27 protein-coding genes are annotated in these 26252 nt (G+C 61.9%); 13 read left to right on the top strand and 14 right to left on the bottom strand.

Features of this window, described 5'->3' with window-relative positions; translation table 11 throughout:
* Nucleotides 1-6: 6 nt before the first annotated feature.
* The 4 genes from HFO99_RS01230 to HFO99_RS01215 all read right to left on the bottom strand — a co-directional run bounded on the left by HFO99_RS01230 (nt 7) and on the right by HFO99_RS01215 (nt 3966).
* Nucleotides 7-1071: an ABC transporter ATP-binding protein gene (locus HFO99_RS01230; RefSeq protein WP_222358654.1), complete on the bottom strand. Its 1065-nt coding sequence runs from the start codon at nt 1069-1071 to the stop codon at nt 7-9.
* A 10-nt stretch (nt 1072-1081) separates the two neighbouring features.
* Entirely contained in the window at nt 1082-1921 is an 840-nt protein-coding gene (locus HFO99_RS01225; protein ID WP_222248932.1) for an ABC transporter permease, read from the bottom strand.
* Entirely contained in the window at nt 1918-2802 is an 885-nt protein-coding gene (locus HFO99_RS01220) for an ABC transporter permease (protein ID WP_222358652.1), read from the bottom strand. The genes HFO99_RS01225 and HFO99_RS01220 overlap by 4 nt, the downstream gene beginning before the upstream one ends.
* 87 nt (nt 2803-2889) lie before the next feature.
* Nucleotides 2890-3966 carry an extracellular solute-binding protein gene (locus HFO99_RS01215; RefSeq protein WP_222358649.1) on the bottom strand — a complete coding sequence of 359 codons (1077 nt, stop codon included), beginning with the start codon at nt 3964-3966 and terminating at the stop codon, nt 2890-2892.
* A 261-nt stretch (nt 3967-4227) separates the two neighbouring features.
* On the opposite strand from HFO99_RS01215, the gene speB reads away from it, so the two are divergent.
* The 5 genes from speB (at nt 4228) to HFO99_RS01190 (ending at nt 8759) form a co-directional block, all read left to right on the top strand.
* A complete protein-coding gene (speB, locus tag HFO99_RS01210) occupies nt 4228-5289 on the top strand; it encodes an agmatinase (RefSeq protein ID WP_222358646.1) in 1062 nt (353 codons plus the stop codon).
* Nucleotides 5290-5373: 84 nt separating this feature from the next.
* Complete coding sequence (locus tag HFO99_RS01205) at nt 5374-6171, top strand: transporter substrate-binding domain-containing protein (RefSeq protein ID WP_222358642.1); 798 nt, start codon at nt 5374-5376, stop codon at nt 6169-6171.
* Nucleotides 6172-6316: 145 nt separating this feature from the next.
* On the top strand, nt 6317-6985 hold the full coding sequence (locus tag HFO99_RS01200) for an amino acid ABC transporter permease (protein WP_222358639.1): 669 nt from the start codon (nt 6317-6319) through the stop codon (nt 6983-6985).
* Nucleotides 6982-7629, top strand: coding sequence for an amino acid ABC transporter permease (locus tag HFO99_RS01195; protein WP_170257126.1), 648 nt, complete (start codon nt 6982-6984; stop codon nt 7627-7629). Before HFO99_RS01200 ends, HFO99_RS01195 begins: the two co-directional genes overlap by 4 nt.
* Before the next feature lie 158 nt (nt 7630-7787).
* The gene (locus HFO99_RS01190) at nt 7788-8759 is read left to right on the top strand and encodes an ornithine cyclodeaminase family protein (RefSeq protein ID WP_222358636.1); all 972 of its coding nucleotides are present in this window, start codon (nt 7788-7790) and stop codon (nt 8757-8759) included.
* A gap of 53 nt (nt 8760-8812) precedes the next feature.
* Here HFO99_RS01190 and HFO99_RS01185 read toward each other — a convergent pair whose 3' ends face one another.
* The 5 genes from HFO99_RS01185 to tsaD are packed head-to-tail and all read right to left on the bottom strand — an operon-like array spanning nt 8813 to nt 12294.
* Nucleotides 8813-9460 carry a class I SAM-dependent methyltransferase gene (locus HFO99_RS01185; protein ID WP_222358633.1) on the bottom strand — a complete coding sequence of 216 codons (648 nt, stop codon included), beginning with the start codon at nt 9458-9460 and terminating at the stop codon, nt 8813-8815.
* Nucleotides 9457-9888 carry an EVE domain-containing protein gene (locus HFO99_RS01180; protein ID WP_222358629.1) on the bottom strand — a complete coding sequence of 144 codons (432 nt, stop codon included), beginning with the start codon at nt 9886-9888 and terminating at the stop codon, nt 9457-9459. Before HFO99_RS01180 ends, HFO99_RS01185 begins: the two co-directional genes overlap by 4 nt.
* A 1-nt stretch (nt 9889) precedes the next feature.
* Complete coding sequence (locus HFO99_RS01175) at nt 9890-10183, bottom strand: YciI-like protein (protein ID WP_003543605.1); 294 nt, start codon at nt 10181-10183, stop codon at nt 9890-9892.
* A 9-nt stretch (nt 10184-10192) separates the two neighbouring features.
* Nucleotides 10193-11176: an NAD(P)H-dependent glycerol-3-phosphate dehydrogenase gene (locus HFO99_RS01170; protein ID WP_222358626.1), complete on the bottom strand. Its 984-nt coding sequence runs from the start codon at nt 11174-11176 to the stop codon at nt 10193-10195.
* Entirely contained in the window at nt 11173-12294 is a 1122-nt protein-coding gene (tsaD, locus tag HFO99_RS01165) for a tRNA (adenosine(37)-N6)-threonylcarbamoyltransferase complex transferase subunit TsaD (protein WP_222334677.1), read from the bottom strand. The genes HFO99_RS01170 and tsaD overlap by 4 nt, the downstream gene beginning before the upstream one ends.
* Before the next feature lie 72 nt (nt 12295-12366).
* Here tsaD and hemC point away from each other — a divergent pair, with 72 nt between their 5' ends.
* From hemC to HFO99_RS01135, 6 genes are all read left to right on the top strand, one after another.
* A complete protein-coding gene (hemC, locus tag HFO99_RS01160) occupies nt 12367-13296 on the top strand; it encodes a hydroxymethylbilane synthase (RefSeq protein WP_222358623.1) in 930 nt (309 codons plus the stop codon).
* 7 nt (nt 13297-13303) lie between these two features.
* Nucleotides 13304-14011 carry a uroporphyrinogen-III synthase gene (locus tag HFO99_RS01155; protein WP_222358620.1) on the top strand — a complete coding sequence of 236 codons (708 nt, stop codon included), beginning with the start codon at nt 13304-13306 and terminating at the stop codon, nt 14009-14011.
* Nucleotides 14012-14349: 338 nt separating this feature from the next.
* On the top strand, nt 14350-15621 hold the full coding sequence (locus HFO99_RS01150) for a COG4223 family protein (protein ID WP_222358617.1): 1272 nt from the start codon (nt 14350-14352) through the stop codon (nt 15619-15621).
* A gap of 4 nt (nt 15622-15625) precedes the next feature.
* Nucleotides 15626-17248, top strand: coding sequence for a heme biosynthesis protein HemY (locus HFO99_RS01145; protein WP_222358614.1), 1623 nt, complete (start codon nt 15626-15628; stop codon nt 17246-17248).
* Between the two features lie 17 nt (nt 17249-17265).
* A complete protein-coding gene (locus tag HFO99_RS01140; protein WP_222358609.1) occupies nt 17266-17751 on the top strand; it encodes a TerB family tellurite resistance protein in 486 nt (161 codons plus the stop codon).
* Nucleotides 17720-18493: a glutamine amidotransferase gene (locus HFO99_RS01135; RefSeq protein WP_222358606.1), complete on the top strand. Its 774-nt coding sequence runs from the start codon at nt 17720-17722 to the stop codon at nt 18491-18493. The genes HFO99_RS01140 and HFO99_RS01135 overlap by 32 nt, the downstream gene beginning before the upstream one ends.
* A gap of 6 nt (nt 18494-18499) precedes the next feature.
* Here HFO99_RS01135 and HFO99_RS01130 read toward each other — a convergent pair whose 3' ends face one another.
* Nucleotides 18500-19750, bottom strand: a complete 1251-nt coding sequence (locus tag HFO99_RS01130) for an MFS transporter (RefSeq protein ID WP_222358603.1) — start codon at nt 19748-19750, stop codon at nt 18500-18502.
* Nucleotides 19751-19889: 139 nt separating this feature from the next.
* On the opposite strand from HFO99_RS01130, the gene HFO99_RS01125 reads away from it, so the two are divergent.
* Together HFO99_RS01125 and HFO99_RS01120 are read left to right on the top strand one after the other, a co-directional pair.
* Nucleotides 19890-20180: a YggT family protein gene (locus HFO99_RS01125; protein ID WP_025396317.1), complete on the top strand. Its 291-nt coding sequence runs from the start codon at nt 19890-19892 to the stop codon at nt 20178-20180.
* The gene (locus HFO99_RS01120) at nt 20177-20488 is read left to right on the top strand and encodes a DUF167 domain-containing protein (RefSeq protein ID WP_222334685.1); all 312 of its coding nucleotides are present in this window, start codon (nt 20177-20179) and stop codon (nt 20486-20488) included. Before HFO99_RS01125 ends, HFO99_RS01120 begins: the two co-directional genes overlap by 4 nt.
* 4 nt (nt 20489-20492) lie before the next feature.
* On the opposite strand, the gene ppa is transcribed toward HFO99_RS01120, so the two are convergent.
* The 4 genes from ppa to HFO99_RS01100 form a co-directional block, all read right to left on the bottom strand.
* On the bottom strand, nt 20493-21029 hold the full coding sequence (gene ppa / locus HFO99_RS01115) for an inorganic diphosphatase (protein ID WP_222301084.1): 537 nt from the start codon (nt 21027-21029) through the stop codon (nt 20493-20495).
* Between the two features lie 202 nt (nt 21030-21231).
* Nucleotides 21232-21738, bottom strand: coding sequence for a GNAT family N-acetyltransferase (locus tag HFO99_RS01110; protein WP_017966220.1), 507 nt, complete (start codon nt 21736-21738; stop codon nt 21232-21234).
* 247 nt (nt 21739-21985) lie between these two features.
* Nucleotides 21986-23806, bottom strand: coding sequence for a translational GTPase TypA (typA, locus tag HFO99_RS01105; RefSeq protein WP_222358600.1), 1821 nt, complete (start codon nt 23804-23806; stop codon nt 21986-21988).
* A gap of 157 nt (nt 23807-23963) precedes the next feature.
* Entirely contained in the window at nt 23964-26051 is a 2088-nt protein-coding gene (locus HFO99_RS01100; RefSeq protein ID WP_222358597.1) for a M3 family metallopeptidase, read from the bottom strand.
* Nucleotides 26052-26252: the final 201 nt, after the last annotated feature.

The following is a 26252-nucleotide window of genomic DNA, read 5'->3' as shown; positions in this document are numbered from 1 at the left end:
GCCAGCTTATCGCGCAAAGAGAACGCATGCCTCGGGGGGAATGGAAACGCTGATCTCCTGCCCACGAGCGAAGGCTATATCTGGACGGTTCGGGCAAGCCGAGATTATCCGGTCGCCACTGACGAGGTCCAGAACGACATGCCTGAAGGCACCGAGTGTCACAACGTCGGCGACGCGTCCGGTCATGGCTCCGGCAGCCGGAGTGCCGGACGATATCTCGACGCTTTCCGGCCTCACGCAAATCTCGGCGGCACCTGAAAGACTTGCCGTGGACGCGACCGGGAACTCCCAGCCGGCTTCGGAGCGAAATTTGCCGGCCGTTCCGCCCGCGGCCGAAATCGAGCCATGAATCCAATTCGTCCGACCCATGAAATCCGCGACGAAGCGCGAGTCTGGACGCCAATACACATCATCCGGCTTGCCGGATTGCATGATTGCTCCGCGGTTCATCACGAATATCCGCTCTCCCAGGCTCATCGCCTCCTCCTGGTCGTGGGTTACCACGATGGCCGTCGAGCCGACTGCGGCGAGCACATCCTTCAATTCGGTGCGCAGCTCATGGCGAAGTTTGGCGTCGAGGGCCGACAGGGGCTCATCCAGAAGAACGAGACTTGGATGAGTGGCGAGCGCCCGCGCAAGCGCAACACGCTGTTGCTGGCCGCCGCTCAACTGGTGCGGCCGCCGCTGTCCGAAACCGACGAGCCGGACGAGCTCAAGCATCTCGGCAATGCGGCGCGGTATTTGCCCCGGCGGATGGTTGCGATGGCGAAGTCCGTAGCCGATGTTCTGTTCGACGGTCATATGCGGGAAAAGAGCGTAGTGCTGGAACAGCAGCCCGACATTGCGCTCATAGGGTTTCAATCCGGCCATCGGCTCGCCGTCGATCGAGATCGAGCCTTTGTCGGGCCGCTCGAATCCAGCAATGAGCCGAAGAATCGTGGTCTTGCCGCAGCCGCTCGGCCCAAGCAGCGCGATTGTTTCGCCTGGGTTCACCGACAAGGAGATATTGTCGAGGGCGACCGTTTCGCCGAAGCGCTTGCTGACCCCTTGAAATTCCACGGCAGAAATCATCGTATTGTCCTCATGAACGAAACAAACCCTGACCGACGACAGTGTCGAAGCCGACGACACGGTCCAGCACGACGATCAGCAACGCGGTGACGGCAATCAGGACCACGGCCGCCGCAGCGATCGTCAGATCGAAAGCCGCGCGCATGTTGCTGACCAGCGTAACAGGCAAGGTCGTTGCGGACGGATCGCTCAGAAAGAGACTGATCGATACGTCATCCATCGAAATTGCGAAGGCGAAAATCGCGCCGGTGACGACGCCCGTCCGCATGAGCGGCAGGGTAATGGTCCAGAAGGCCTGGCGCTCGGTAGCGCCGAGAACCATTGCGGCTTCCGTCAATCGTTGGTCGCTGCCGAGAAGGCTGGCGAGACTGGTCCTTATGCAATAGGGCAACGTCACGATCACGTGGCCGAGGAGCAGGCGCGCCATACCATTTGTGATACCGGCCTTGGAAAGGAAAAGCAGCAGGCCAAATCCAATCACGACCGGCGGGACGATGAGTGGCGAGAGAAAGGCCGAAGTCAGCGCTGCCTTTCCCGGAAAATTGCCCCGGGCAAGACCGACTGCCGCCGCAGTTCCAATCGTGACGGACAGAACCGTCGTGAATACCGCCAAGATGAGGCTGATGCGCAGGCTGGCAAGGATATCCGCCTGGGACATGAGCCGTTCGAACCAATGAAGCGACAAGGCAGGTGGCGGCATCGGGCCGAGGTAGGTCCTGGCGTCGAAAGCCATGACGCATGTTATCACCAACGGGATGGCGAGGAACGCCAATCCAAGGCCGATGACACCGTAAGCAAGGGAACCGGCGATCCGGTCTCCGGTTCTCGCTGCAAGAGACTGCATGCTCATCGGCAAACCCTCCGCGCCTGCGCAAACGTTATGACGGCGACGACCGCCAACGCCACGGCAAGCATGACGAGCGAGATCGCCGCGCCGCTTGGGTAGTCGGCGATATCGCTGAACCGGGTGTAGATGACGTTCGACATGAAAAGCACCCGGCCCCTCCCGAGCACCATGGGAATGACGAAGGCGCTGATCGCGAAAGTCAGCGACACAAGCGTGCTTGAGATCAGCGCCGGGAAGCTCAGGGGAAGCGTGATCGACAGATGGGCTTTCCATCCCGGCGCGCCGAGCGACTGGGCTGCATCGAGCAGGCGCGGATCGATCGATTGCATCGCGCCAATCAACGTTAGCGTTGCGACCGGTATGATCGAGTGAACCAGACCCGCAATAACGACGATATTGATATATTCGCGGCTGTTGGGCGAAAGGCCCAGTGTCAAGAGGAAGGGTCGGAGGATGCCGACCGACCCGAAGGTCAGTTCGATCGCGTACGTCTTGATCAGGACGCTGGAAAGTACAAGCGTAATCAAAAAGCCGAGTGTGAGCGTGCGCATCCGCGGCGAAATGCGCCGCACGATGAAATAGGCCAGCGGGAATGCCATAAGCTGGCCGATGATCGCGGCAACTCCACCGATCCAGAAGGTCGTCAGCAGAACGCTTGCAAACGCCTGGTTTGCAAGCTCGTAATAGTTTTGAACCGTTGCCGCGGCATTTTCCACGGAGCCGACGCGCCCCGGCGTAAACTCCTTCAAGCTTTCGATTGCCAGATTGATGAGCGGTGACAGAAAACCGAGTGCGAACACCAGCAGGGCTGGCCCGAGCGTCAGGGCCGCATCGCGGCGATCCGGAATTGAAATGGCAACGGGTTGCCGCCTTGCCTTAGTCATGATGAAACAGCCTTTTCCTCGCCCTTGCGGCCATGAGAAAGGAAGGTTGTCGAAGCCCGCGCCTACGACAACCTGCCGCGAGGTGTCTTAGAGCAACGGGGCGATATCCTGCTCCCAGCGCTTCGACCAGGCATCCTGCTGTTCAAGAACGACATTGTAGTCCGGCACATAGACGAAGCTCGAAAACTCGTCCGACGTGAAGGACAGATGCTTGAGATTGTCGGGCGTGACTGCCTTGCTGTTCAACGGCGCCTCGCCAGCCACCTTGGCGTAGAGCGCGTTCATGTCCGGGCTGATCGCGAAGTTGACGAAATCGAGCGTCGCCTTGGTGTTCGGTCTGTTCTTCAGGACGCCGAAGCCGCTCTGGTAGAGGAAGGCTTTGAAGTTGCTGTCCTTGGTGAAGCGCGTAACTGGGAAGTTTTTCGCCACCGCCGCCCAGCCGGGCTCCGCGAAGAAGCCGACGGAGGTTTCGCCCGACGTCAGCGAATTGGTGAAATCGATATCGGTGACGGCGACGCGGCCGATATTGCCGGATTTCGCCAGTTCCGTCATGAGCTTCCACCCGGGCTCCATATTCGTTTCACTGCCGCCGGCGTGAAGGGCGAGCGCAACAATCTGGAGCATCATGCTCTGTGTCGGGCCTGGCCAGCAGATCGCGCCCTTGAGATCGGGGTTCAGCAGATCATCGATGGTCTTCACGGCGATCGGAGCCGTGTCGGTTCGGGCACCGAAATACATGCCGCCAACTGCGCGTGGGACCGCTTTGATATTGCCCTTGCCGTCACGAATGATGATTTTCTCGGGAATATTCGCGAGGTTGGGAATATCGGCAGGATTGATGGTCTCGAGCCAATCCTCCTTCACCATGCTGTTGAATGAGCCTTCCCAGCCGGCGACATAGTCGTAGTCGACATTCGGCCAGACGGCCTTGATCTTTGGCAGGATCGCGCCCGCGCCGCCCTGGTGAAGAACCCAGTTAAATGTCGCCGCATTCTGGCCGGCGGCAATCTGCTTCATCGCTTCGACGACATCGCCGCCCCATTCGACGGCGGTGAGATTGCCGTTGCCGGCTGCGGCGGATCTTGCAAACCCGGTCATCGTGCCGGCAATCCCCGCGGCTGCGGCGGATCCGAGGAAGCGGCGGCGTGTCATATCGTGCAACATGATAGGTTCCCTTTGTTGTCGGCCCTCTGCCGGACCGTTCGCATCGGAGACTGCTTGGAGGTTGCCAGCCGCGGTAGTGGGAAAATTCTCGCAGGGTTATAAAGTTTTCTGAATGCACCGATGGTCGCGCTACCCCCATCGCGGAGCCTCGGCGGATCCAAGCTATCAATAATCGTTATATCCCCTCTCGAATTTTCGCGGTTCCAAGAGAAGTGGGCGGCGCCGATGATGATGGCAGCATCAATACCGTGGGAGCCTGCCTTGACCATTGACCGGGATTTTCTGGAAGACTTGAGAAAGCGCTTCGGCAACGCTGCAGGCGGGGAGATGGAAGATCCGCACTTCCGCGCCGTGGCGGCGAGCGTGTTCAAGGACGGCGACAGCCGCAAATGGCCTTTCGCCGATCCTGCGACCTTTCTGGATGCCCGTTTCATCGAGAACGGCTTGCGGCCCGAGGTGCTTGAGGCGCTTGACGTGGCTCTGATCGGCGTGCCGATGGACCTCGGCGTCACCAATCGCGCCGGTGCGCGGCTGGGACCGCGGGCCGTCCGGGCGATCGAGCGTATCGGTCCCTACGAGCATGTTCTGCGTGTCGCGCCGATGGGAGGGCTAAAGGTCGCCGATGTCGGCGACGTGCCGATGCGCAGCCGGTTCGGCCTGGCCGAATGCCATGCCGACATCGAGGCCTGCTACCGGATGATCGCGGCAACCGGGGTTATCCCGCTGTCGGTCGGCGGCGACCATTCGATCTCCGGCGCCATCCTCAAGGGCCTGGCGGCCAGCCAGCCGGTCGGCATGATCCACATCGACGCTCATTGCGACACCGCTGGTCCCTATGAGGGCTCCAAGTTCCACCACGGCGCGCCCTTCCGCGAGGCGGTTCTGGCGGGCGTGCTCGATCCGAAGCGTACGATCCAGATCGGCATCCGCGGCGGCGGCGAATATCTCTGGGAGTTCTCCTTTGCCTCCGGCATGACCGTCATTCACGCGGAAGAGGTGGCGGAGATGGGCCTCAAGGCGGTGATCGCAAAGGCTCTGGAGGTTGTCGGCGCCGGTCCGACCTATCTCAGTTTCGACGTGGACAGCCTCGATCCGGCCTTCGCTCCGGGAACCGGCACGCCAGAAGTCGGCGGGCTTCAGCCGAGGGAGGCTCTGACCCTGCTGCGCGGCTTCAAGGGCGTCAACCTCGTCGGCGGCGACGTCGTGGAAATCGCGCCGCAATACGACAACACCACCAACACCGCGCAGATCGCCGCGCAGGTCCTGTTCGAACTCCTGTGCCTCGCGATGTTCAGTCCCGCGGTCAGGACAAAGCTGACCTGAGAACAAGCTCCACAACGGTAGCGTGCCTCGTGCCCGCTGCCATCCATCACCTGTCGCACAACACGTCTCAAAAAGGGGAACGACATGACTGCTCTTATGAAATTACGCTTCACCGCTACTGCGGTAATTGCCGTGTTCGGCATCCTGGCAGGGGCCGCACAGGCCGACGAACTTGCCGATATCAAAGCCGCAGGCGAGATCAACATCGGCATCTTCTCCGATTTCCCGCCCTTCTCTTCGGCAAGCGCAGACATGAGCATCAAGGGCTATGACGTCGACGTCGCCCAGAAGATCGCCGACGGGCTCGGCGTGAAACTCAATCTCGTCGGCGTTACTGGCCAGAACAGGATCGCCTACCTGAACGACGACCGCGTCGACCTGCTGATGAGCGTTGGCTATTCGAAGGAGCGCGCCGAGGTGATCGATTATGCCGCCCCGTACGCCCCCTACTATATCGCCGTCATCGGTCCGGCTATGCTGAAGGTGAGCGGCAAGGAAGACCTTGCCGACAAGACAATTGCCGTCAATCGTGGGACGCTCGAAGACACGTCGCTGACGGCCGCCGCACCCGGCTCGGCCGCGATCCAGCGTTTCGAGAACTACAATTCGGTCATCCAGGCCTTCATATCCGGCCAGACCCAGTTGATGGTCGTCGGCAACGATGTCGGTGCGCAGGTGCTGGCACGACAGGAAGCCCTGAAGCCGGAGCAGAAGTTCCAGCTCCTCAGCTCACCCTCGCACATCGCGCTCCGCAAGGGTGAGGAAGGCCTGAAGAAGGCTGTCAATGACAGCGTCGCCGCAATGATCGCCGATGGTTCGCTCGACGCCGGCTCGAAGAGCTGGCTGAAAGCGCCGCTCAACCCGGAAAACCTGAAGGACTGACGACGACAGCCTCCCACTCACCAGAGCATGATGCCGAAAATTGGAAGCGATTCCGGTGGCATCATGCTCCAATTCTTTGCTTGAGAGGCGGATCCAGATTTCCGGGGCGATCCGGCCCGGATCATCCGGCTCCAAAGGACAAGCGATGAGATACAGCCTCGATTTCAATTGGCTTTGGGACGGAATGGGAGCCTTGGCTTATGGCGCAGGCACGACGCTTGCCCTGACGGCCTCCACATCGGTGCTCGGGATCGTTCTCAGCATTCTCGGCGCGGCTGCGCGCCGGGGACCTTACCCATGGTTGCGCAAGGTCGTCGGCCTCTATGTGGAAATCATGCGCAATACGCCATTCCTGGTGCAGTTGTTCTTCATCTTCTTTGGCTTGCCCAGCCTCGGCATTCGCCTCGATCCGGTCACTGCCGCCGTGCTTGCCATGACCCTCAACATGGCCGCCTACACGATCGAGGTGGTCGGGGCCGGGCTCGATGCCATACCGAGAGGCCAGAAGGAGGCGGCGCAGGCACTCGGCCTGAGGCCTCGGCTGGTGTTCTTCAAGATCATCCTGCCGCAAGCGATCGCCATCATTTTTCCGGCGCTGACGAGCCAGATCATCATCATGATGCTGGAATCGGCGGTGGTTTCCCAAATATCCGTCCGCGAGCTGGCGCAGGAGGCCGATCTGCTTCAGTCGCGCACCTTCCGCTCCTTCGAGACCTATCTGGTTGCGACGTTGATCTACCTTTCAATGTCCGCCGCACTTCGCCGGCTCCTCGTCACCGGGAAACGCCGTTTTCTGGGAGCCGGTCTGGCATGATTGAGTTCACCTTCTGGGACATTCTGCGCAATCTTGTCTTCGCGACACGCTGGACCCTTATGCTTTCGCTCGCAGCTTTTGCCGGCGGCGCCATCTTTGGCCTGGCGATCCTGTCTGCACGAATATCGAAAACGCGCTGGCCGCGCAGCTTCGCGTCCGGCTACATAGCCCTGTTTCAGGGGACGCCGCTCCTCATGCAGCTCTTTCTGATGTTCTTCGGCCTGCCGATGCTCGGTTTCAGGATCGAGTCATGGACCGCGGCCGTCTGCGGCCTGACGTTCTACGCCAGCGCTTATCTCGCGGAAATCTGGCGGAGCGGCGTCGAGGCGGTGCCGCGCGGGCAATGGGACGCCGCAGCCAGCCTGGGCTTGCATCGTCTCCTCGAACTTCGCCTTGTAATCCTGCCGCAGGCTTTCCGGATCACGCGCGCGCCGACCGTCGGGTTCTTGGTCCAGTTGATCAAGAGCACCGCACTGGCCTCGATCCTCGGCTTCGACGAACTGCTGAAAACCGCAAACGCCATCAACAACGCGACCTTTGAACCTTTCAAGGTCTACGGTCTCGTCGCGGTGATCTTCTTCGCCCTGTGCTATCCGCTGACTCAATACGCCAGAATTCTGGAGAAGAAAGCGGCGTTTGGCTGAGCGGTGCCGAGTTGCTCCGCGTTCCGATCGCAACGGCGTGTCCAATGGGCCGACGCCGGTTGAAAAGCTGGTGCGCCGCGCAGCGGCAACGCGGCTCTCGTTCAATCACACAGAACTCGCCTTATCCCGCCGTTAGAACTTCCTGAGAGATCGCTTCAATGACAGACACACAAATCCGTATTCTCGATGCCCGGACAACGGGCGAGCTTCTGCCTTTCGGCGCGCTGGTCGCGACCCTGCGGCAAGCATTTGCCGAAGGCTGTGTCGTGCCGGTACGGCATCACCACACGATAGCCAACAACGGCGAGCCGGATGCGACGCTGCTTCTGATGCCGGCCTGGCATGAAACGCACCGGTCGGAGCGCTACCTTGGCATCAAGATCGTCACCGTCTTTCCCGGCAACACGGTGCGCGGCATTCCCGGTTTGACCTCGACTTACATGCTCTATGATGGCCGGACGGGGATGCAGCTTGCGCTACTTGACGGAAACACGATCACCACACGCCGTACGGTAGCGGCATCGGCCCTTGCCGCGGACTATCTTGCCCGAAAGGACGCCCGCCGCCTGCTGGTAATCGGCGCAGGCCGCGTCGCGAGCCTCATAGCTGATGCCTATCGCGCGGTCCGGCCGATCGCGCATGTCGATATCTGGGATATCGATCCCGCCAGCGCCGAACGGCTGGCGCAGAGCCTCCGGCAACAGGGGCTCCAGGCCGCTGCCGTCACCGATCTGGAAGCCGCGGCGCGGCAAGTCGATATCGTCAGCGCGGCGACGCTGGCGACGGCGCCGCTTATCCGCGGCGAATGGCTGCGGCCGGGCACCCATGTCGACCTGATCGGCGGCTTCACCCCGGCGATGCGCGAGGCCGATGACGAGGCGCTTCGGCGCTCCTCGGTCTATATCGACACGCACGAGGCCCTTCACGAAGCGGGCGATCTGGTTCAGCCGATCAGGGCTGGCGTCATTGCCGCAGATGCGGTGCGTGCGACACTTGACGAACTGTGTCGCGGGAATGTTCCAGCGCGGACGTCCAACGACGAGATCACTCTCTACAAGGCCGTCGGAACGGCATTGGCCGATCTTGCCGCGGCGACGATGGTGTATGAGGCCGCCTCGATCGCCGGCTGACGTCTTTTGGTCCGGGTGATCGCGAATGATCGAATCCTGAATGTCGATCGGACTTAGGAAGCGAACCGCCACACCGTCGTCTTCTTGATTTCGCTGTCTTCCAACGCCCGCGTTACCGGCACCTCATAAACCGCGCAGAATTCCAGCCGATCTCGCGGCAGATAACTGCGCCCGGGATCGCCGACCAGCACCCGCTTGCCGTCGGCTGCCAGCTTCGCGAACCAGGGAACGAGCGCATCGGCGAAAGCGCGATCGTAGAAGACGTCGCCGGCAAGCACGATATCCGCATCGACGGCCTCCCCGATCAGATCGGCGGCGATAAAGCCGAGCGAAACGCGGTTGGCTCCGGCATTCAGCCGGACTGCCGTCTCCGCCCAGGGATCGATATCGCTAGCCATGACCTCCCGGGCATCGGCCATCACAGCCGCAATGCCGACAAGGCCGGAACCGCTGGCGAAATCCAGCACCCGCTTGCCGCGCACCGTTTCCGGATGATCGAGAACGTAGCGTGCCAGTCCCTGGCCGCCCGCCCAAGCAAAAGCCCAGAAGGGCGGCGGCAGACCGATCGCTTCCAGCTCTTCCTCCGTCTTCAACCAGAGCTCATGCGCCTCGCTCGCCAGGTGGAGCGAAATCTCCGGCACATGCGGCGGCGGCATCAGGCTGGTATTGGCGCGGATGAAGGCTTCTGGATCGGTCTTCAACGCGGCGGATTGTCCAGCCCACCCATGCGGCAGACTTCGAGATATTCCTCCTCGGTCACCGGCTGCACCGAAAGCCGCATTGAGGTGACGAGCGCCATCTTGGCAAGCTTCTCGCTCGACTTGACATCCTTCAGCGTCACCGGCTTCGGCACGTCCATGACGGCGCGGATATCGACGCAATCCCACTTCGGATCGCCCTTGGCGGAAGAATCGGGATGCGACAGGGCGCAGACTTCGACGATGCCGACGATCTCGAGCCCGTCATTGGAATGATAGAAGAACCCTTTGTCGCCGATCTGCATCGCCCGCATGTTGTTGCGCGCCAGATAGTTGCGGACGCCGGTCCATTCCGTGCCCTTTTCGCCGGCAGCCTTCTGCTGCTCCCAGGACCAGGAAGCAGGTTCGGATTTATAGAGCCAGTGCGCCATGTCACGCCTCCGGTTTGTTGAAGACCCAGTTGTAGGCCTTGACGTCGACGCTTTCGAACAGCCCGGCCTTGGCATAGGGATCGGCATCGGCAAGCGCACGCGCCGCCTCTTTCGATTCCGCTTCGACGATGATCAGGCTGCCGCAGGGTTTGCCGTCGTCATCGAGAAACGGGCCGGCGATCTTCAGCGTGCCCTCGGCATTCAGCTTGTTCAGATGCTCGATATGCGTGGGGCGCGTGTCCATGCGCACGTTCAGATGTCCCGGTTTGTCCTTGCAGAGAAGGGCAAAAAGCATGTCTGTCTCCTATTCGGTGGTGATCGGACGCGTCATCAGCTGCTCTATCGCCTCTGATATATCGAGCCTGCCGTCGATGATGGCGGAAACGGCATCGGTGATCGGCATGCTGACCTTCAATTCCGCCGCAAGCCGCGAGGCGACGGAGGCAGCAAACGCGCCTTCCACCAGCGCGCCATGCAGCGGATCGGTCTTTTCGCCGCGCCCGAGCGCGATGCCGAAGCGCAGGTTTCGCGATTGATGGCTCGTCGCCGTCAGCACCAGATCGCCGAGGCCGGAAAGCCCGCGCACCGTATCCGCCTGCCCGCCCTTGGCGACGACGAAACGCGACATCTCCGCAAGCCCGCGCGCAATCAGCGCCGCACGCGCGGAATCGCCGATGCCGCGGCCTTCGACGATGCCGCAGGCGATCGCCAGCACATTCTTAAGCGCGCCGCCGAGCTGCACGCCGATCCGATCGTTGGAGGCGTAGAGCCGGAAGGTTCGGCCTGATATGGCTTGAGCGAGCCGCTCCGCGGTCTCCATGTCGGCTGCCGCGATCGCCATCGCTGTCGGCAAGCCTTTCGCGATATCGGCGGCAAAACCCGGACCGGAGAGCACGGCGACGGAATGATCCGGCAGTTCCTGTTCCAGCATGTCGGTCAGAAGATTGCCCGTCGCCCGCTCGATGCCCTTGGCACAGGTGACGACCACGGCATCCTTGGCAAGATAAGGTGCGTATTGCCGCGCCGCATCGGCCTGCGCCTGCGACGGCATTGCAAAAAGCACGATGGAGGCACCAGTGATTGCATCCGCCTCGGCGGAAAATTCCAGCGTATCGGGCAGGAGAATACCGGGCAGCACCGCATCATGCAGCCGTTCGGCCTTCAGATCGCCAATCAGTGACGGATCACGCCCGACGAGTGTCACGGCGCTGCGGCCGGCAAGGGCGATGACGGCCGCAAGCGCCGTGCCGAAAGCCCCCGATCCGACGACGGCGATATTTTCGCTCATGCCTTGGCCCCTCGTTTTCCGAAACCGATCAGCGTTTCCGCATTGGAATCGAGCGGCCAGCGCGAGCGCGGCTGCACGTCGAGCGTATCCGGTGCGGCACCGGTCGCCATCCGCTCCAATCCTGCCCAGGCGATCATTGCGGCATTGTCGGTACAGAGGTGCAGCGGCGGTGCAATGAAGCGGAAACCGTTCTTGTCGCACAGCGCCTGCAGCGTGCCGCGCAGTTCGAGATTGGCGGCGACACCGCCGGCAACGACCAGCGCCGGCTTTTCGCCAGTCGCTGGGCCAGTCGCCGAGAATGTCGCGGGAAATTCCGTCTTGAACCGCTGCAGGCCGCGGCCGATACGGTCCTTCAGCGTCCGCGAAACCGCCTTCTGGAACGAGGCGCAAATGTCAGCCACGTCCTGATCGCTGAGCGGCGCGATATCCTGCGCCGCCTGCCGCACCGCCGTCTTCAGGCCGGAGAAGGAAAAATCGAGCCGTGCCTCGCCGACCAGTGGCCGCGGAAAGTCGAAGCGACCGGGATTGCCGTCCCGCGCCATCCGCTCCACCGCCGGGCCGCCGGGATAGGGCAGGCCGAGCAACTTTGCAGTCTTGTCGAAGGCTTCGCCGAGCGCATCGTCGATCGTGGTGCCCCAGCGCTCATATTGCCCGACGCCCCGCACCAGAATGAGCTGGGTATGGCCGCCGGAGACGAGCAGCATCAGATAGGGAAAGGAGAGCCCGTCCGTCAGCCGCGCCGTCAGCGCATGGCCCTCGAGATGGTTGATCGCATAAAGCGGCTTGCCGGCGGCTCTGGCGATCGCCTTGCCGGTCATCAACCCTACCAGCAGCCCGCCGATCAACCCCGGCCCCGAAGTGGCGGCGATGGCGTCGACATCGTTGAGCGACACATTGGCGCGCTTCAGCGCTTCCTCGATCAGCTCGTCCAGCGCTTCGACATGGGCGCGTGCGGCGATCTCTGGCACCACGCCGCCATAGGCGCTGTGCTCGTCGAGCTGGGAAAGCACCACGTCCGACAGCACGTTGGAATGCCCCTCTGCATCGCGCTCGACGACCGCCGCGGCGGTCTCGTCGCAGCTCGTTTCGATGCCAAGGATGCGCAGAAAGGGAACCATAAGGCCTGTTCGTTGATTGCGATGGGATGGAATCCCGTTTACGAGAACTCCGGTAACAACGGAATAGAGCGGATGCAAACAAAACCTTTCCGTATCGGCACGCGCGGCAGCCCACTGGCGCTTGCCCAGGCGCATGAGGCCCGCGACAGGCTGATGGCGGCGCATCATCTGCCCGAGGACATGTTCGAGATCGTCATTCTCTCGACCAAGGGCGACCGCATCACCGACCGGTCGCTGGCCGAGATCGGCGGCAAGGGCCTGTTCACCGAGGAGCTTGAACAGAAGCTTGCCGCCGGCGAGCTCGATTTCGCGGTGCATTCCGCCAAGGACATGGCGACGAAGCTGCCCGAGGGGCTTTATCTCTCTGCCTATCTGCCGCGCGAGGATATCCGCGACGCCGTCATCGGCCGCACTGCGCGCAAACTGATCGACCTGCCGCATGGCGCCACCGTCGGTTCATCCTCGCTCCGCCGCCAGGCACTGATCCGCCGCATGCGGCCGGATATCAATGTCATCACCTTCCGCGGCCTCGTCGAAACGCGCCTGCGCAAGCTCGAAGAAGGCGAGGTTGATGCGACCCTGCTGGCGCTTGCCGGCCTGAAGCGCCTCGGCAAGGTCGATGTGCTGACCGATATCCTCGATCCCGACACCTTCCCGCCGGCGCCGGCGCAGGGAGCGATCTGCATCGAAAGCCGCATCGGCGATACGGGGATTGACGATCTGCTGGCGCCGGTCAACGATGCCACGACCTTCGACACAGTCTCCTGCGAACGCGCCTTCCTCGCCGCACTCGACGGCTCCTGCCGCACGCCGATCGGTGGTTATGCCGTCTGCGAAGGCGACTTGATCCGGTTCTCCGGCCTCATCATCACTCCCGACGGCCGCAGCCAGCATGCGGTGACGACCGACGGCCACCGCCGCGATGCGGCAGCGCTCGGCACCCGCGCCGGCCAGGACGTGCGCGCAAGAGCCGGCAGCGCCTTTTTCGACGACTGGCACTGAAGCGGCCATGCGCGTGCTCGTCACCCGCCCTGCGAACTCGGCGACTAGAACCGCACAACGTTTGCGCGATATGGGCCACGAGCCGCTGCTGCTGCCACTGCGTCAGCCGCTGCACGACAGCGCCGCTGCCGCAGGCGCGCTTGCAGCCACCAGCGGCGCAATCGCAGTGACGAGCGCCGAAGCCATCAGGATCCTCTCCGCACTCGGCGAAAAACTTCGTCCGCATCTCGCCCGCCCGCTTTTCGCGGTGGGAGAAACGACCGCAGAAGAGGCGCGCAGCCTCGGCTTCCGATCGGTCGCCTCTTCCCAGGGCAATGGCCGCGATCTCGCCGATCTCGTCGCGGCGGAGAAACCGGGCACGCTGCTCTACCTCGCCGGCACCCCGCGCGCCGAGACTTTTGAAAGAAGATTGCGCGAACTCGGCATCCATTTTTCCGTCGCCGAATGCTACCGTATGCAACCGGCCGTCCCCGATCCCACCGAGATCGGCTCGATCTTCGCTAGCGGTTACCCGGACGCCATCCTCTTCTATTCCCGCCAGACGGCAGAGGATTTCTTTCGCATGCCGGAACTGCGATCAGCCGCCCCGAAACACAGTGGAATCCGCCTTCTCTGCCTCAGCGAAGCGGTGGCGCAAGCCATCCCGACGACTTTGAAAAAAAGCGTCGAGATTTCACCGATGGCGGATGAGAAAAGCCTTTTGTCGCTGCTTTGAGGCTTTAGAGCCTTTCCTGGTCAGATTGCAGCATTCTGTTGGCTCAAACGGAGTCGGATGGTCGACCGGCCGGCGCGCGTCGTAGCCCAGCTCTACGGCCAAGCCGGCCGGTCGATCAGCCGGCCCGTTTCAGCCAACCCGAAGGGCCGGGCATCTTTGCGCCAGGATCAGAGGCGATCGGCTCGGACGTACCAAGAGGTATGCCCGTCGCCAATCGCCTCTGCCCTGACGAAAATCTGCTCCGGCAGAATGCTGCAATCTGACCAGGAAAGGCTCTAACCGCCCAAATTTGATCTAACCTCTTCCCTTAACTGGCATCACTGTCTAGTTTCGTTGCAATGCAGGATAAAGAGGACCTCATGGTATCGGGAAACCCGCCACGCCATTCGAAGAGCGCCGACGAGCCGGTCACGATCGACCTCGATTCACAGGAATTCGCCTCTGCAGCCGATACCGAAAAACCGGTAGACGACGAAACTGGCGGGGCCGACAGCACCGCCGCCGCGGATGACGGCCTGCCGCCCGAAACCGAGACTGCGTCGCATGCCGAAGATGAAGAGAAGCCTGTGATCGATGCGCCGGAGGAGGAACCGGTAGCTCCAGAACCTTCCTTCACCCCTCCTCCCGAACAGCCTGGGCCGAAGAGCGCCGGCACCTCCGGTCTCATTGCCGCCGGCATCGTCGGCGGCCTTGTGGCGCTGCTTGGCGCCGGCGCCATCCAGTATGCCGGTTACCTCCCAGGCTCCGCCGCACCGCAGACGACCTCGCCGGAGACGGCCGATCTTGCCGGCGAGATCGACGCTCTGAAACAGACCATCGCCAACCTTGCCGCCAATCCGGCGAGCCCGGATGACGGCGAGCTTGCGAAACGCGTCGCTGCGCTGGAAACGGCTGCAAAGGCCCCCGCAGCCGGTGCGCCGGCCGATGCTGCCAACGTCGAGGCACTCAACCAGAAGATTGCAGAACTGACCGGTCAGGTCGACCAGCTGCGCTCGACGCTTGCCCAGTCATCCGAGCAGCAGACGACGAACGGCGCCGATATCGCTAAGCGCCTGGAAGAGGCCGAAAAGAAGCTGAACGAGCCGCGCGAGGATGTCGCCGTTGCCCGGGCGATCGCGGCGGCCGCACTGAAGGCGGCAATCGATCGCGGTGGCCCGTTCCTGGCCGAACTCGACACCTTCGCCGGCGTCGCACCCGACGATCCAGCCGTCGCCGACCTTAGAACCTTTGCCGAGACCGGCATTCCCTCACGCACCGAGCTGGTGCGCGAGGTTCCCGATGTCGCCACCGCGATCGTTGAAGCCGTCAACCAGCCGGACCCGAACCAGAGCTGGTCGGATCGGCTGATGTCGAGCGCCAAGTCGCTGGTGAGCGTCCGTCCCGTCGGCAATATCGAAGGCGAAAGCGTCGAAGCCATTGCCGCCCGCATGGAGGAGAAGGTGAAGAGCGGCGACCTGCCAGGCGCCTCCGCCGAATGGAACAACCTGCCCGCTTCCGGCAAGCAGGCGTCCGCCGCCTTCAAGCAATCGCTCGAAGCGCGCATCCGCGTCGAGGAGCTGGTCGGCGGGGCGCTGTCGAAAGCGGTTTCCGGCACCGGCAAGGAAGGATAAGACCATGCTGATCCGCCTTGTCGTCTTCGCCCTCTTCGTGTTGCTTCTCGCCCTTGGCTTCGCCTGGCTCGCCGATCGTCCCGGCGACCTCTCGCTGATCTGGGAGGGCCAGATCTACCAGACGAAGCTGATCGTCGCCGCCAGCGCGATCATCGCTCTCATTGCCGCCGTGATGATCGCCTGGTGGTTCGTCCGCCTGGTCTGGACCTCGCCGCATTCGGTGACGCGTTATTTCCGCGCCCGCAAGCGGGACCGCGGTTATCAGGCGCTGTCGACCGGCCTGATCGCCGCCGGCGCCGGCAATGCCCTGCTTGCCCGCAAGATGGCGGCCCGCTCGCGCGGCCTCATTCGCGCCAATCAGGAACCTCTGATCAACCTGCTCGAGGCCCAGGCCGCCCTCATCGAAGGTCGCCATGACGAAGCGCGCGCCAAGTTCGAGGCCATGGCCAACGATCCCGAGACGCGCGAGCTCGGTCTGCGCGGTCTCTATCTCGAAGCCCGCCGTCTCGGCGCCAACGAGGCCGCCCGCCAATATGCCGAAACGGCTGCCGACAACGCCCCCTATCTTCCCTGGGCCGCACAGGCGACGCTCGAATATCGCAGCCAGGCCGGCCGTTGGGACGACGCGATCCGCCTGCTCGAACAGCAGAAGGCCGCCCGCGTCGTCGAAAAGGCCGAAGCCAACCGTCTGCACGCCGTCCTCCTGACGGCGCGCGCCGGCGAGAAGCTGGAAAGCAACCCGACCGGTGCCCGCGACGACGCCCTGCAGGCGCTGAAGCTCGCCGCCGATTTCATTCCGGCAGCCCTCATTGCCGCAAAGGCGCTGTTTCGCGAAGGCGGCGTGCGCAAGGCCGCCTCGATCCTCGAACAGGCATGGAAATCGGCACCTCATCCCGAGATCGGTCAAGCCTATGTCAGGGCCCGCAGCGGCGATTCCACGCTCGACCGGCTGAAGCGTGCCGAGCGGCTGGAAGGGCAGCGCCCGAACAATGTCGAATCCCTTCTCGTCGTCGCCCAGGCAGCCCTCGACGCGCAGGAATTCGCCAAGGCCCGCGCCAAGGCGGAAGCGGCGGCCCGCATGCAGCCGCGTGAAGGCGCCTACCTGCTGCTGGCCGACATCGAAGAAGCCGAGACCGGCGACCAGGGCCGCGTGCGCCACTGGCTGGCCCAGGCACTCAAGGCGCCGCGCGACCCGGCCTGGGTGGCAGACGGCTTCGTCTCCGACAAATGGCTGCCGGTATCACCCGTGACCGGCCGCCTCGACGCCTTCGAATGGAAGGCGCCCTTCGGCCAGATCGAGGGTCCGCTCGAAGACGGTTCGGCGCCGGCCTCGATCGAAACGGCTTTGAAGACATTGCCGCCGCTGCGTGATGTCAGGCCGGAAAGTCCGGTTAACGACCATCGCATCATTGAGCTGGAACGCGCCGCGACGATTGCCGAGGCTGTGCGCCCCACGCCGACACCGGCACCGACGTCGGCCAAACCGAAACCCGTCGAACCGACCGCGGGCGATAAACCGACCGCGCCGAGCGAGGCGAAACCTTTCTTTGGCGGATTGCCGGATGATCCCGGCGTTCGCGATCCCAGGGTGGAACCGGAACCCAAGACACGGCTCCGCCTTTTCTGAAATGGAACGAAAACCGCATGTTCGAACGCTTTCAAGCATTCTTCCAGAATCTCACCGCCGACCACCCGAAGAAAGGTTTTGCCCCTGATGATCCGCGCATCGCAGTGGCAGCGCTCTGCATGCAGGTCATGGAGGCCGACGGTCAGATCAAAGCCAGCGAGAAGAAGCGGCTGCGCAAGCTCCTGAAGGAGCAGTATGCACTCGACGGCAAGCAGCTCGATGCTCTGATAGCCGCCGGCCTTGAGGCCGAAAGCTCCGCCGTCGACTATTATCGCTTCACCGCCGACCTGAAACGCCATCTCAATATCGAGCAACGGCTCGAGCTGATCGGCGTCCTATGGGACATCGTCTATGCCGATGGCGAGCGCAGCGAGATGGAAGACCATGTGATCTGGCGTATCGCCGATCTGCTCGGCGTCTCCTCGCGCGAGCGCATCCAGAAGCGGCAGGAGGCCGCCGCCAGGGTGACGGATGTCCAGGTTGCGCAAGATGATGCCGACTGAGCAAAATCCGAACCGCGACGAGCGCCCGATCCTCATCGTCCTGCATCAGGAACGGTCGAGCCCCGGCCGTGTCGGCCAATTGCTCGTCGAAAAGGGCTATCGCCTCGATATCCGTCGCCCGGTTCTCGGCCAGCCGCTTCCGACAACACTTGAAGACCATGCCGGCGCCGTCGTCTTCGGCGGGCCGATGAGCGCCAATGATCCCGATGACTTCGTCAAGAAGGAGATCGACTGGATCAACGTGCCGCTCCGCGAAAAGCGCCCCTACCTCGGCATCTGCCTCGGCGCGCAGATGCTGGTGCATCATCTCGGCGGCAAGGTGCAGCCGAATACCGATGGCTCGACGGAGATCGGCTGGTATCCGCTGCACCCGACCGAGAAGGGCCGCCTGCTGATGCACTGGCCGAAGATGGTCTATCATTTTCACCGCGAGGGCTTCGAACTGCCGCGCGGCGCCGACCTGTTGGCCGAAGGCGATGCTTATCCGAACCAGGCCTTTCGCTACGACGGCAACGCCTGGGGGCTGCAGTTCCATGCCGAACTGACCCGGGTGATGATGCATCGCTGGGTCGTGCATGGCGCCCATCGCTTCATCCTGCCGAACGCCCAGCAGGGCCGCGAACATCTCGAAGGCCGCATGCTGTTCGATGCGCCGCTGAGAGCCTGGCTGAGCGAATTCCTCGACATCGTCTTCGAGGGAAAGACGGCGAAGGCGGCGTCTTCCATCGCTCTTCGCGCATAATCGTTTCTAAATCGCTTCCGACGATACAGCGGGCGCGTCGAGCGTATCGATCCTGCGCAGTTTGGCGAAACTCGAAACCCAGATCGCCGCCACGACAAGCGTTCCGATCCCGCCGATAACGACCGCCGGCACCGCGCCGAAGATCGCCGCCATCGTGCCCGCCCGGAATTCCCCGAGCTCGTTCGAAGCGCCGACGAAGACCATGTTGACCGCATTGACACGGCCGCGCAGCTGGTCCGGCGTCCAGAGCGCAATCAAGCTCTCGCGCACATAGACCGACACCATGTCGGCCGCCCCCATCAGCGCCAGCGCCGCGATCGAGACCTCGGTATTGGTCGAGACGCCGAAGATAATCGTTCCGACGCCGAACAGGGCGACACCGATGAACATGTAGATGCCGGCGCGATGTTTGAGCGGATAGGCGGCAAGGAAGATCGCCATGACGATGGCGCCAAGTCCCGGTGCGGCGCGCAGCAGTCCGAGCCCCCAGGGACCGAGGGTGAGGATATCGCGCGCAAAAATCGGCATCAGCGCCGTCGCCCCGCCGAGCAGCACGGCGAAGAGATCGAGCGAGATCGCCCCGAGCACCACCTTTTCGGCGCGGATGAAACTGAAGCCGCCGAGGATCATCGCCCAGCTCTTGGTCTCGCCCGTCGTCTTCTGCTCCGGTTTCGGGATCATGTAGAGAAGGGCGGCACCGAACACGGAAAAGATCACCGCCACCGTATAGGCGGTTGACGCACTGACGCCATAAAGGAGACCGCCGAGCACCGGCCCGGTGATTGCCGCGAGTTGCCAGGACGACGAATTCCAGGCGATCGCATTGGAGAGTGCCTGCTCCGGCACGAGATTGGGCGCCAGCGACTGCACTGCCGGCGACATGAAGGCGCGTTCAACGCCGAAGATCAATAGCACGGCGAAGACAGGCAAGGGCGTGAAGGTCCCCATGACAGTCATCACCAGCAGCGCCAGCGTGCAGAGCGCGCTTGCCAGCGAGCAGAGAGCCGCGATCGCCCGGCGATTGTACCGGTCGGCCACCGAACCGGTGACGAGGATGAGCAGCAGCGACGGCAGGAACTGCACGAGACCGATCAAACCGAGGTAGATCGCGCTGCCCGTCTGGTCGTACATCTGCCAGCCGACCGCAACGCTGACGATCTGCTGCGAGAAGGAAAGCAGGAAGCGCGCGAAGAAGAAACGCGTGTAGGACGAATGCCGGAACGCGGCAAAACGATCTCCGGTGGGCGAAAACGACATGGATGTTTTCCGAGGAGACGGGCGCCGGAATAGCTGCAAAGCCGCCCGTTAAACAAGATTCACCATGCGTTTCCACACGGCACTTGCCCGTTTAGTCGCCAATGTCTACATGTCTGTCAACAACGAATTGGAGACGACGATGTTTGCGCTGTTTCAAACCATTGATTTGGCTTTGAATATTTACACCTGGATCCTGATTGCCAGTGCGATTTTTTCCTGGCTCTATGCCTTCAATGTTATCAATTCCAGCAATCAGTTCGTCAATTCGGTCGGCACATTCCTCTATAATGTCACCGAACCGGTGCTGAAGCCGATCCGCCGCCGGCTGCCGAACCTTGGCGGCATCGATATTTCGCCGATCATCCTGCTGCTGATCATCTTCTTCCTGCGCACCCTGCTTTGGACCACGCTGTACCCGCTGGTCGCTTGAGCCGTCCCTGGAGCCTTTTCGATGACCATCTGCGCCTCGCCGTCCGGCTGACGCCGAATGGCGGGCGCGACGCTCTCGACGGCATTGAGGCCGACGGCGAGGGCAAAGCGTTCCTGAAGGCACGCGTCACATCAGTGCCCGAGAAGGGCAAGGCCAACAAGGCGCTTATCCTTTTGATCGCAAAATCCCTGCGCATTCCCAAATCCAGCGTCAGCCTCGTCTCGGGTGAGACCGCGCGCAAAAAAATCCTCCGGATCGACGGCGATCCGGAGGATTTGCTTAAAAAGCTCGAGATGTTTTTAGGCTGAGCGATCAGCCTTTCGTCTTCTTGGCGCGCTCGACAGCTTCGAGGATGAGTTCGCCTGCTTCCTTGGAGTCGCCCCAGCCGAAGATCTTCACCCACTTGCCGGGCTCCAGATCCTTGTAGTGCTGGAAGAAGTGCTCGATCTGCTTCAGCGTGATCTCGGGAAGATCGGTGAAGTCCTTCACCTTCTCATAGCGCAGCGTCAGCTTCGGCGACGGCACGGCAATGATCTTCTCGTCCTTGCCGGAATTGTCTTCCATTTTCAGGACGCCGATCGGGCGCACATTGATGACGCAGCCGGGAACCAGCGGGCGGGTGCTGGCGATCAGCACGTCGATCGGGTCGCCGTCTTCCGACAGTGTGTGCGGCACGAAACCATAATTGCCGGGATAGGTCATCGGCGTATAGAGGAAACGATCGACCACCAGCGTGCCGGCTTCCTTGTCCATCTCATACTTGATGGGATGGCCGCCGACCGGAACCTCGACGATAACGTTGACGTCCTCAGGTGGATTATGACCGATTGCAATGGCGTCGATGCGCATAAGAAACTCCCGCAAGGTTGAATGTGCCGGCAGCCAGATAATCAGTTTCATGTGGCAACGCAACATCGCACAGCGCCAATGCTCGACCGCAGCGGCGCACATTCACATCAAAAGTGTCTAATAGGAGATAGTGGAACGCCGACTCCAGCGCCGCGCGTCTTTTCAGACGAGCAAAGGACGCTGCGGCACTTTGAATGGCCGCTCAGCTCCAGATGAAGCCGATCTTCTTCAATTGCCTGTGGTCGAAGCTTTCCATGCCTTCGCAGAAATCGACGCCGCCATGATGGCGATAAAAGTGGCTGGCGGTCTCGTTTTCCTCGAGGCACCAGACGACCAGCCCGTTGCAGCCAAGCGACTTCAAGAGCCGGCGCGCCTCGCCGAACAGCATCCTGCCGAGGCCGATGCCCTGATACTCAGGCCGCAGATAAAGCTCGTAAATCTCGCCTTCCTGCGGCAGAGCGCGGGCGCGGTTGAGGCCGAGGGTCGCGTAGCCGGCGACTGTCCCGGCAACATCGAGAACCAGCAGCGTCGCCGGTCCGCGCGTTGCCTTGCGCCACCAGCTTTCGCCGCGCCGCTCGATCATCTGCGTCAGTGCGCGGTGGGGAATGATGCCGGCATAAGTGTGTTGCCAGGCAAGCCTGTGTGTTTCCGATATGGCTCGGGCGTCTTGCGGCTCGGCCCGCCGGACATCGATCGACAACGTCTTCATAACGTTTACTCTGGTCCCGCTAGAGGCAATTAACCATATGCGATGTCGCATCCCGGTTGATTGCCCACAGACTTGATATGTGGACGACGATCAAAAGTTAACGCTTTTTTAACGATTGTCACAAGACGGAATCGACGCGGCGCACAATAAAAAACCCCGGCGCGAAGGCCGGGGTTTTGAAGGATTTCTCTCCAGCGTCGCGCCTCTTTTCGAGAGCCGCAAGACGCTGTCGCACTTTGAATGGCTCTTAGAGCGCCGCCTTCGTCTTTTCGAAACGCTTGCGATCGTTTGCGTCGAGATACATCTTGCGCAGACGAATGTTCTTCGGTGTCACTTCCATCAGCTCGTCATCCTGAATCCAGGAGAGCGCGCGATCAAGCGTCATCCGGATCGGCGGCGTCAGCTTCACCGCTTCGTCCTTGCCGGCGGCGCGGATGTTGGTGAGCTGCTTGCCCTTCAGCACGTTGACTTCAAGGTCGTTGTCACGCGAATGGATGCCGATGATCATGCCGGCATAGACCTTTTCGCCCGGCTCGATGATCATCGGGCCGCGATCTTCCAAGTTGAACATCGCATAGGCGACGGCTTCGCCGGGAGCGTTGGCGAGCAGCACGCCGTTGACGCGGCCACCGATCACACCCTTGTAGGGCTGGTAGTCGTGGAACAGGCGGTTCATGATCGCCGTGCCGCGCGTATCCGTCAGCAGTTCCGACTGGTAGCCGATCAGGCCACGGGTCGGTGCGTAGAAACGCAGGCGAAGACGGTTACCGCCCGACGGGCGCAGCTCGACCATTTCGGCCTTGCGCTCGGACATCTTCTGCACGACGACACCGGAATGTTCTTCGTCGACGTCGACGACGACCTCCTCGATCGGCTCAAGAAGCTGGCCGTTTTCATCCTTGTGCATCACGACGCGCGGACGCGACACGGCAAGCTCGAAGCCTTCGCGACGCATGGTCTCGATGAGAACGGCGAGCTGAAGTTCGCCACGGCCGGACACGTAGAACGAATCCTTGCCTTCGGCTTCTTCGATCTTCAGGGCGACGTTGCCTTCCGCTTCCTTGAAGAGACGGTCGCGGATGACGCGTGATGTCACCTTGTCGCCTTCGGTGCCGGCCAGCGGGCTATCGTTGACGATGAAGGACATGGTGACGGTCGGCGGATCGATCGGTTGCGCCTGCAGCGGCTCGGTGATCGAGGGATCGCAGAAAGTGTCGGCGACCGTGCCCTTGGAAAGGCCGGCGATCGCGATAATGTCGCCCTGATGCGCTTCGTCGATTGCCGTGCGCTCGATGCCGCGGAAAGCGAGGATCTTGGAAATACGGCCGGTTTCGATCGTCTTGCCGTCGGCGTGGAGAACCTTCACTGCCTGGTTCGGCTTGATGGAACCGGAATTGATGCGACCGGTGATGATGCGGCCGAGGAAGGGGTTGGCTTCGAGGATCGTACCGATCATCGTGAACGGACCTTCGTGGACGGTCGGCTCCGGAACATGCTTGAGCACCAGGTCGAGAAGCGGCGCAAGGCCATGATCCTTAGGACCTTCCGGATTGACGTTCATCCAGCCGTCGCGGCCGGAACCGTAGAGGATCGGGAAGTCGAGCTGCTCGTCGGTGGCGTCGAGATTGGCGAAAAGATCGAAGACTTCGTTGATGACTTCTTCGTGGCGGCCGTCCGGACGGTCGATCTTGTTGATCGCGACAATCGGACGAAGACCGACCTTCAGCGCCTTGCCGACCACGAACTTGGTCTGCGGCATCGGGCCTTCGGACGCATCGACGAGAACGATCGCGCCATCCACCATCGAGAGAATGCGCTCAACCTCACCACCGAAGTCGGCGTGGCCGGGGGTGTCGACGATGTTGATGCGGACACCCTTCCATTCCACCGAGGTCGCCTTGGCGAGAATGGTGATGCCGCGTTCCTTTTCGAGATCGTTCGAGTCCATCACGCGTTCAGCGACACGCTGATTTTCGCGGAACGAGCCGGACTGCTTGAGAAGCTCATCCACCAGGGTCGTTTTGCCATGGTCAACGTGCGCGATGATCGCGATATTGCGAAGTGACATATGTGAAATCTCTGAGGCTGGGGCGCACGCTCTAGAGGACGCGCCTATTAGTTTGGGGCGTCCATACAGTTTTTTTTGCGTTTGCGAAAGGGGGGAACGCGCAAAAGCTGCGGCAAGGCTGTCGCCCCGCCGCATCATGGCATGTCATCAAATTGTCTTAGGCGTCGCTGCCTGTCAATTCCTCGAAGGTCGAAAGTCCTTTTTTGACAAGCATCGCATCCGGGCTCGGCAGCTTGCCGCGGAAGGCCTTGTAGGCGTCTTCCGGATCGACCGAGCCGCCGACGGAATAGATATTGTCCTTGAGCTTGCGCGCCATCTCACCGTTGAAGGCGTCTCCCGTCTCCTCGAAGGCGGCAAAGGCGTCGGCGTCGAGCACCTCCGACCACATGTAGGAGTAATAGCCGGCCGAATAGCCGCCGGAGAAGATGTGCTGGAAGTGCGGCGTCGCATGGCGCATGACGATCGACTTCGGCATGCCGATCTCGGCAAGTACCTCGCCCTGCACCGCCATCGGATCCTCGACGGCCGTTCTCGTGTGAAAGGCCATATCGACCAGCGCCGACGAGGTGAACTCGACGGTATTGAAGCCGGCATTGAAGGTGCGGGCGGCAAGCACCTTGTCGAGCAGGGCCTGCGGCATCGGCTCACCGGTTTCGACATGCACGGCATAGCGCTTCAGAATATCGGGCACCGTCAGCCAGTGCTCATAGAGCTGTGACGGCAGCTCGACGAAATCGCGCGAAACGCCGGTACCTGCAACCGTGGGATAGGTGACGTTCGAAAGCATGCCGTGCAACGCATGACCGAATTCGTGGAACAGCGTGCGGGCATCGTCGAGCGACAGCAGCGCCGGCTTGCCTTCAGCCGGCTTGGCGAAGTTGCAGACATTGTAGATGATCGGCAATTCGCCGTGGCGGCCGTTCTTCAGCTCCAGCCTGTGCTGCGATTGCAGCGAGCTCATCCAGGCGCCTGATCGTTTCGAGCTACGGGCAAAATAATCGCCGAGGAACAGCGCGACCAGCTTGTCGTCGCGATCCCTGATTTCGAACACCCTGACATCCGGATGATAGGCAGCCACGCCCTTTTTCTCCACGACCCGGATGCCGAACAGCCGGCCGGCCACGTCGAAGCAGGCCTCGATGATCTTCTCGAGCTGCAGATAAGGCTTGAGCTCGGCCTCGGAGAAATCGAATTTCCGTGCGCGGATCTTTTCGGCGTAATGGCGCCAATCCCAGGGCATCACCTCGTGGTTCCGACCCTCTTCGGCGATCAGTGCCGCGATATCGATCTCCTCCTCGCCCGCGCGTTTCACCGCCCGCGCCCAAACGGCCTTGAGCAGGCCGTTCACCGCATCCGCCGTCTTCGCCATCGTATTGTCGAGTTTCAGCTCGGCGAAGTTGCCGTAGCCGAGCAGCGTCGCCACCTGATGGCGCAGTGCCAAAGTTTCGCGGATGACGACGCGGTTGTCCGTCTCCCCGTCATTTTCGCCGCGCGCCACCCACGCCTTGAAAGCCTGCTCACGCAGATCGCGACGCTCTGAAAAGGTGAGGAACGGCTCGATGATCGAGCGTGACAGCGTCACTGCATATTTGCCATCCTCGCCGCGTTCACGCGCCGCCGCCGCCATCGCATCGCGCAGGAACTCCGGCAGCCCGTCGAGCTCGGCTCCATCAGAAAGCAGCAGCGCCCAGGCTTTCTCGTCGGCCAGCACGTTCTGGCCGAATTGCGTCCCGAGGCCGGCAAGCTTTTCATTGATCGCGGCGAGTTTTTCCTGCTCGGCCTTCTCAAGCTTGGCGCCCGATTTGACGAAGCCTTTCCAGTGGCGTTCCAGCACGCGTGTCTGTTCGAGCGTCAGGCCAAGGCTCTCGCGGCTCTCCCAGAGCGTGTCGATGCGGGCAAAATGTGCTGCATTCATGCCGATCTTCGAATAGTGGCGCGACATCTTCGGGGAGATCTCCCGCTCCAGCGCCTGGATCACATCATTGGTATGGGCGCCTGCCTTGTTCCAGAACAGCGCCGAAACGCGCGACAGTGCGTCGCCGGCAATCTCCAGCGCCACGACCGTATTGTCGAATGTCGGCGCATCGCCGTTTGCGGCGATCTCGTCGATCTCCCTTTCATGCGCGGCAAGTGCGGCTTCGAAGGCGGCGGCGAAATCGCCGTCATTCAAGGCATCGAAACGCGGCAGACCGTGAAGACCGTCCCAGGTCACCAGCGCCGGATTAAAATCATGTGGAGAAGACATCGGAGAATTCCTTTTTGGCATGCAAGTGAATCGGCAATATAGGAGAGCGGCCACAGAATTGGTATGTTTCCGGGATGGCCTTTTGCCTCGCCTGCCAATCTTGTGGACGCCTGTCAGATCTGGTGGACAACAATTGATACGTGAAAATTAACCCATCGTTAACGATTGACGCGAATCACGCGCGAGCGCTTCATAGGTGAT

It is taken from the genome of Rhizobium leguminosarum (genome assembly GCF_019798305.1).
GTDB lineage: Bacteria > Pseudomonadota > Alphaproteobacteria > Rhizobiales > Rhizobiaceae > Rhizobium > Rhizobium leguminosarum_U.
This window is presented reverse-complemented; position numbering and strand designations above follow the sequence as displayed.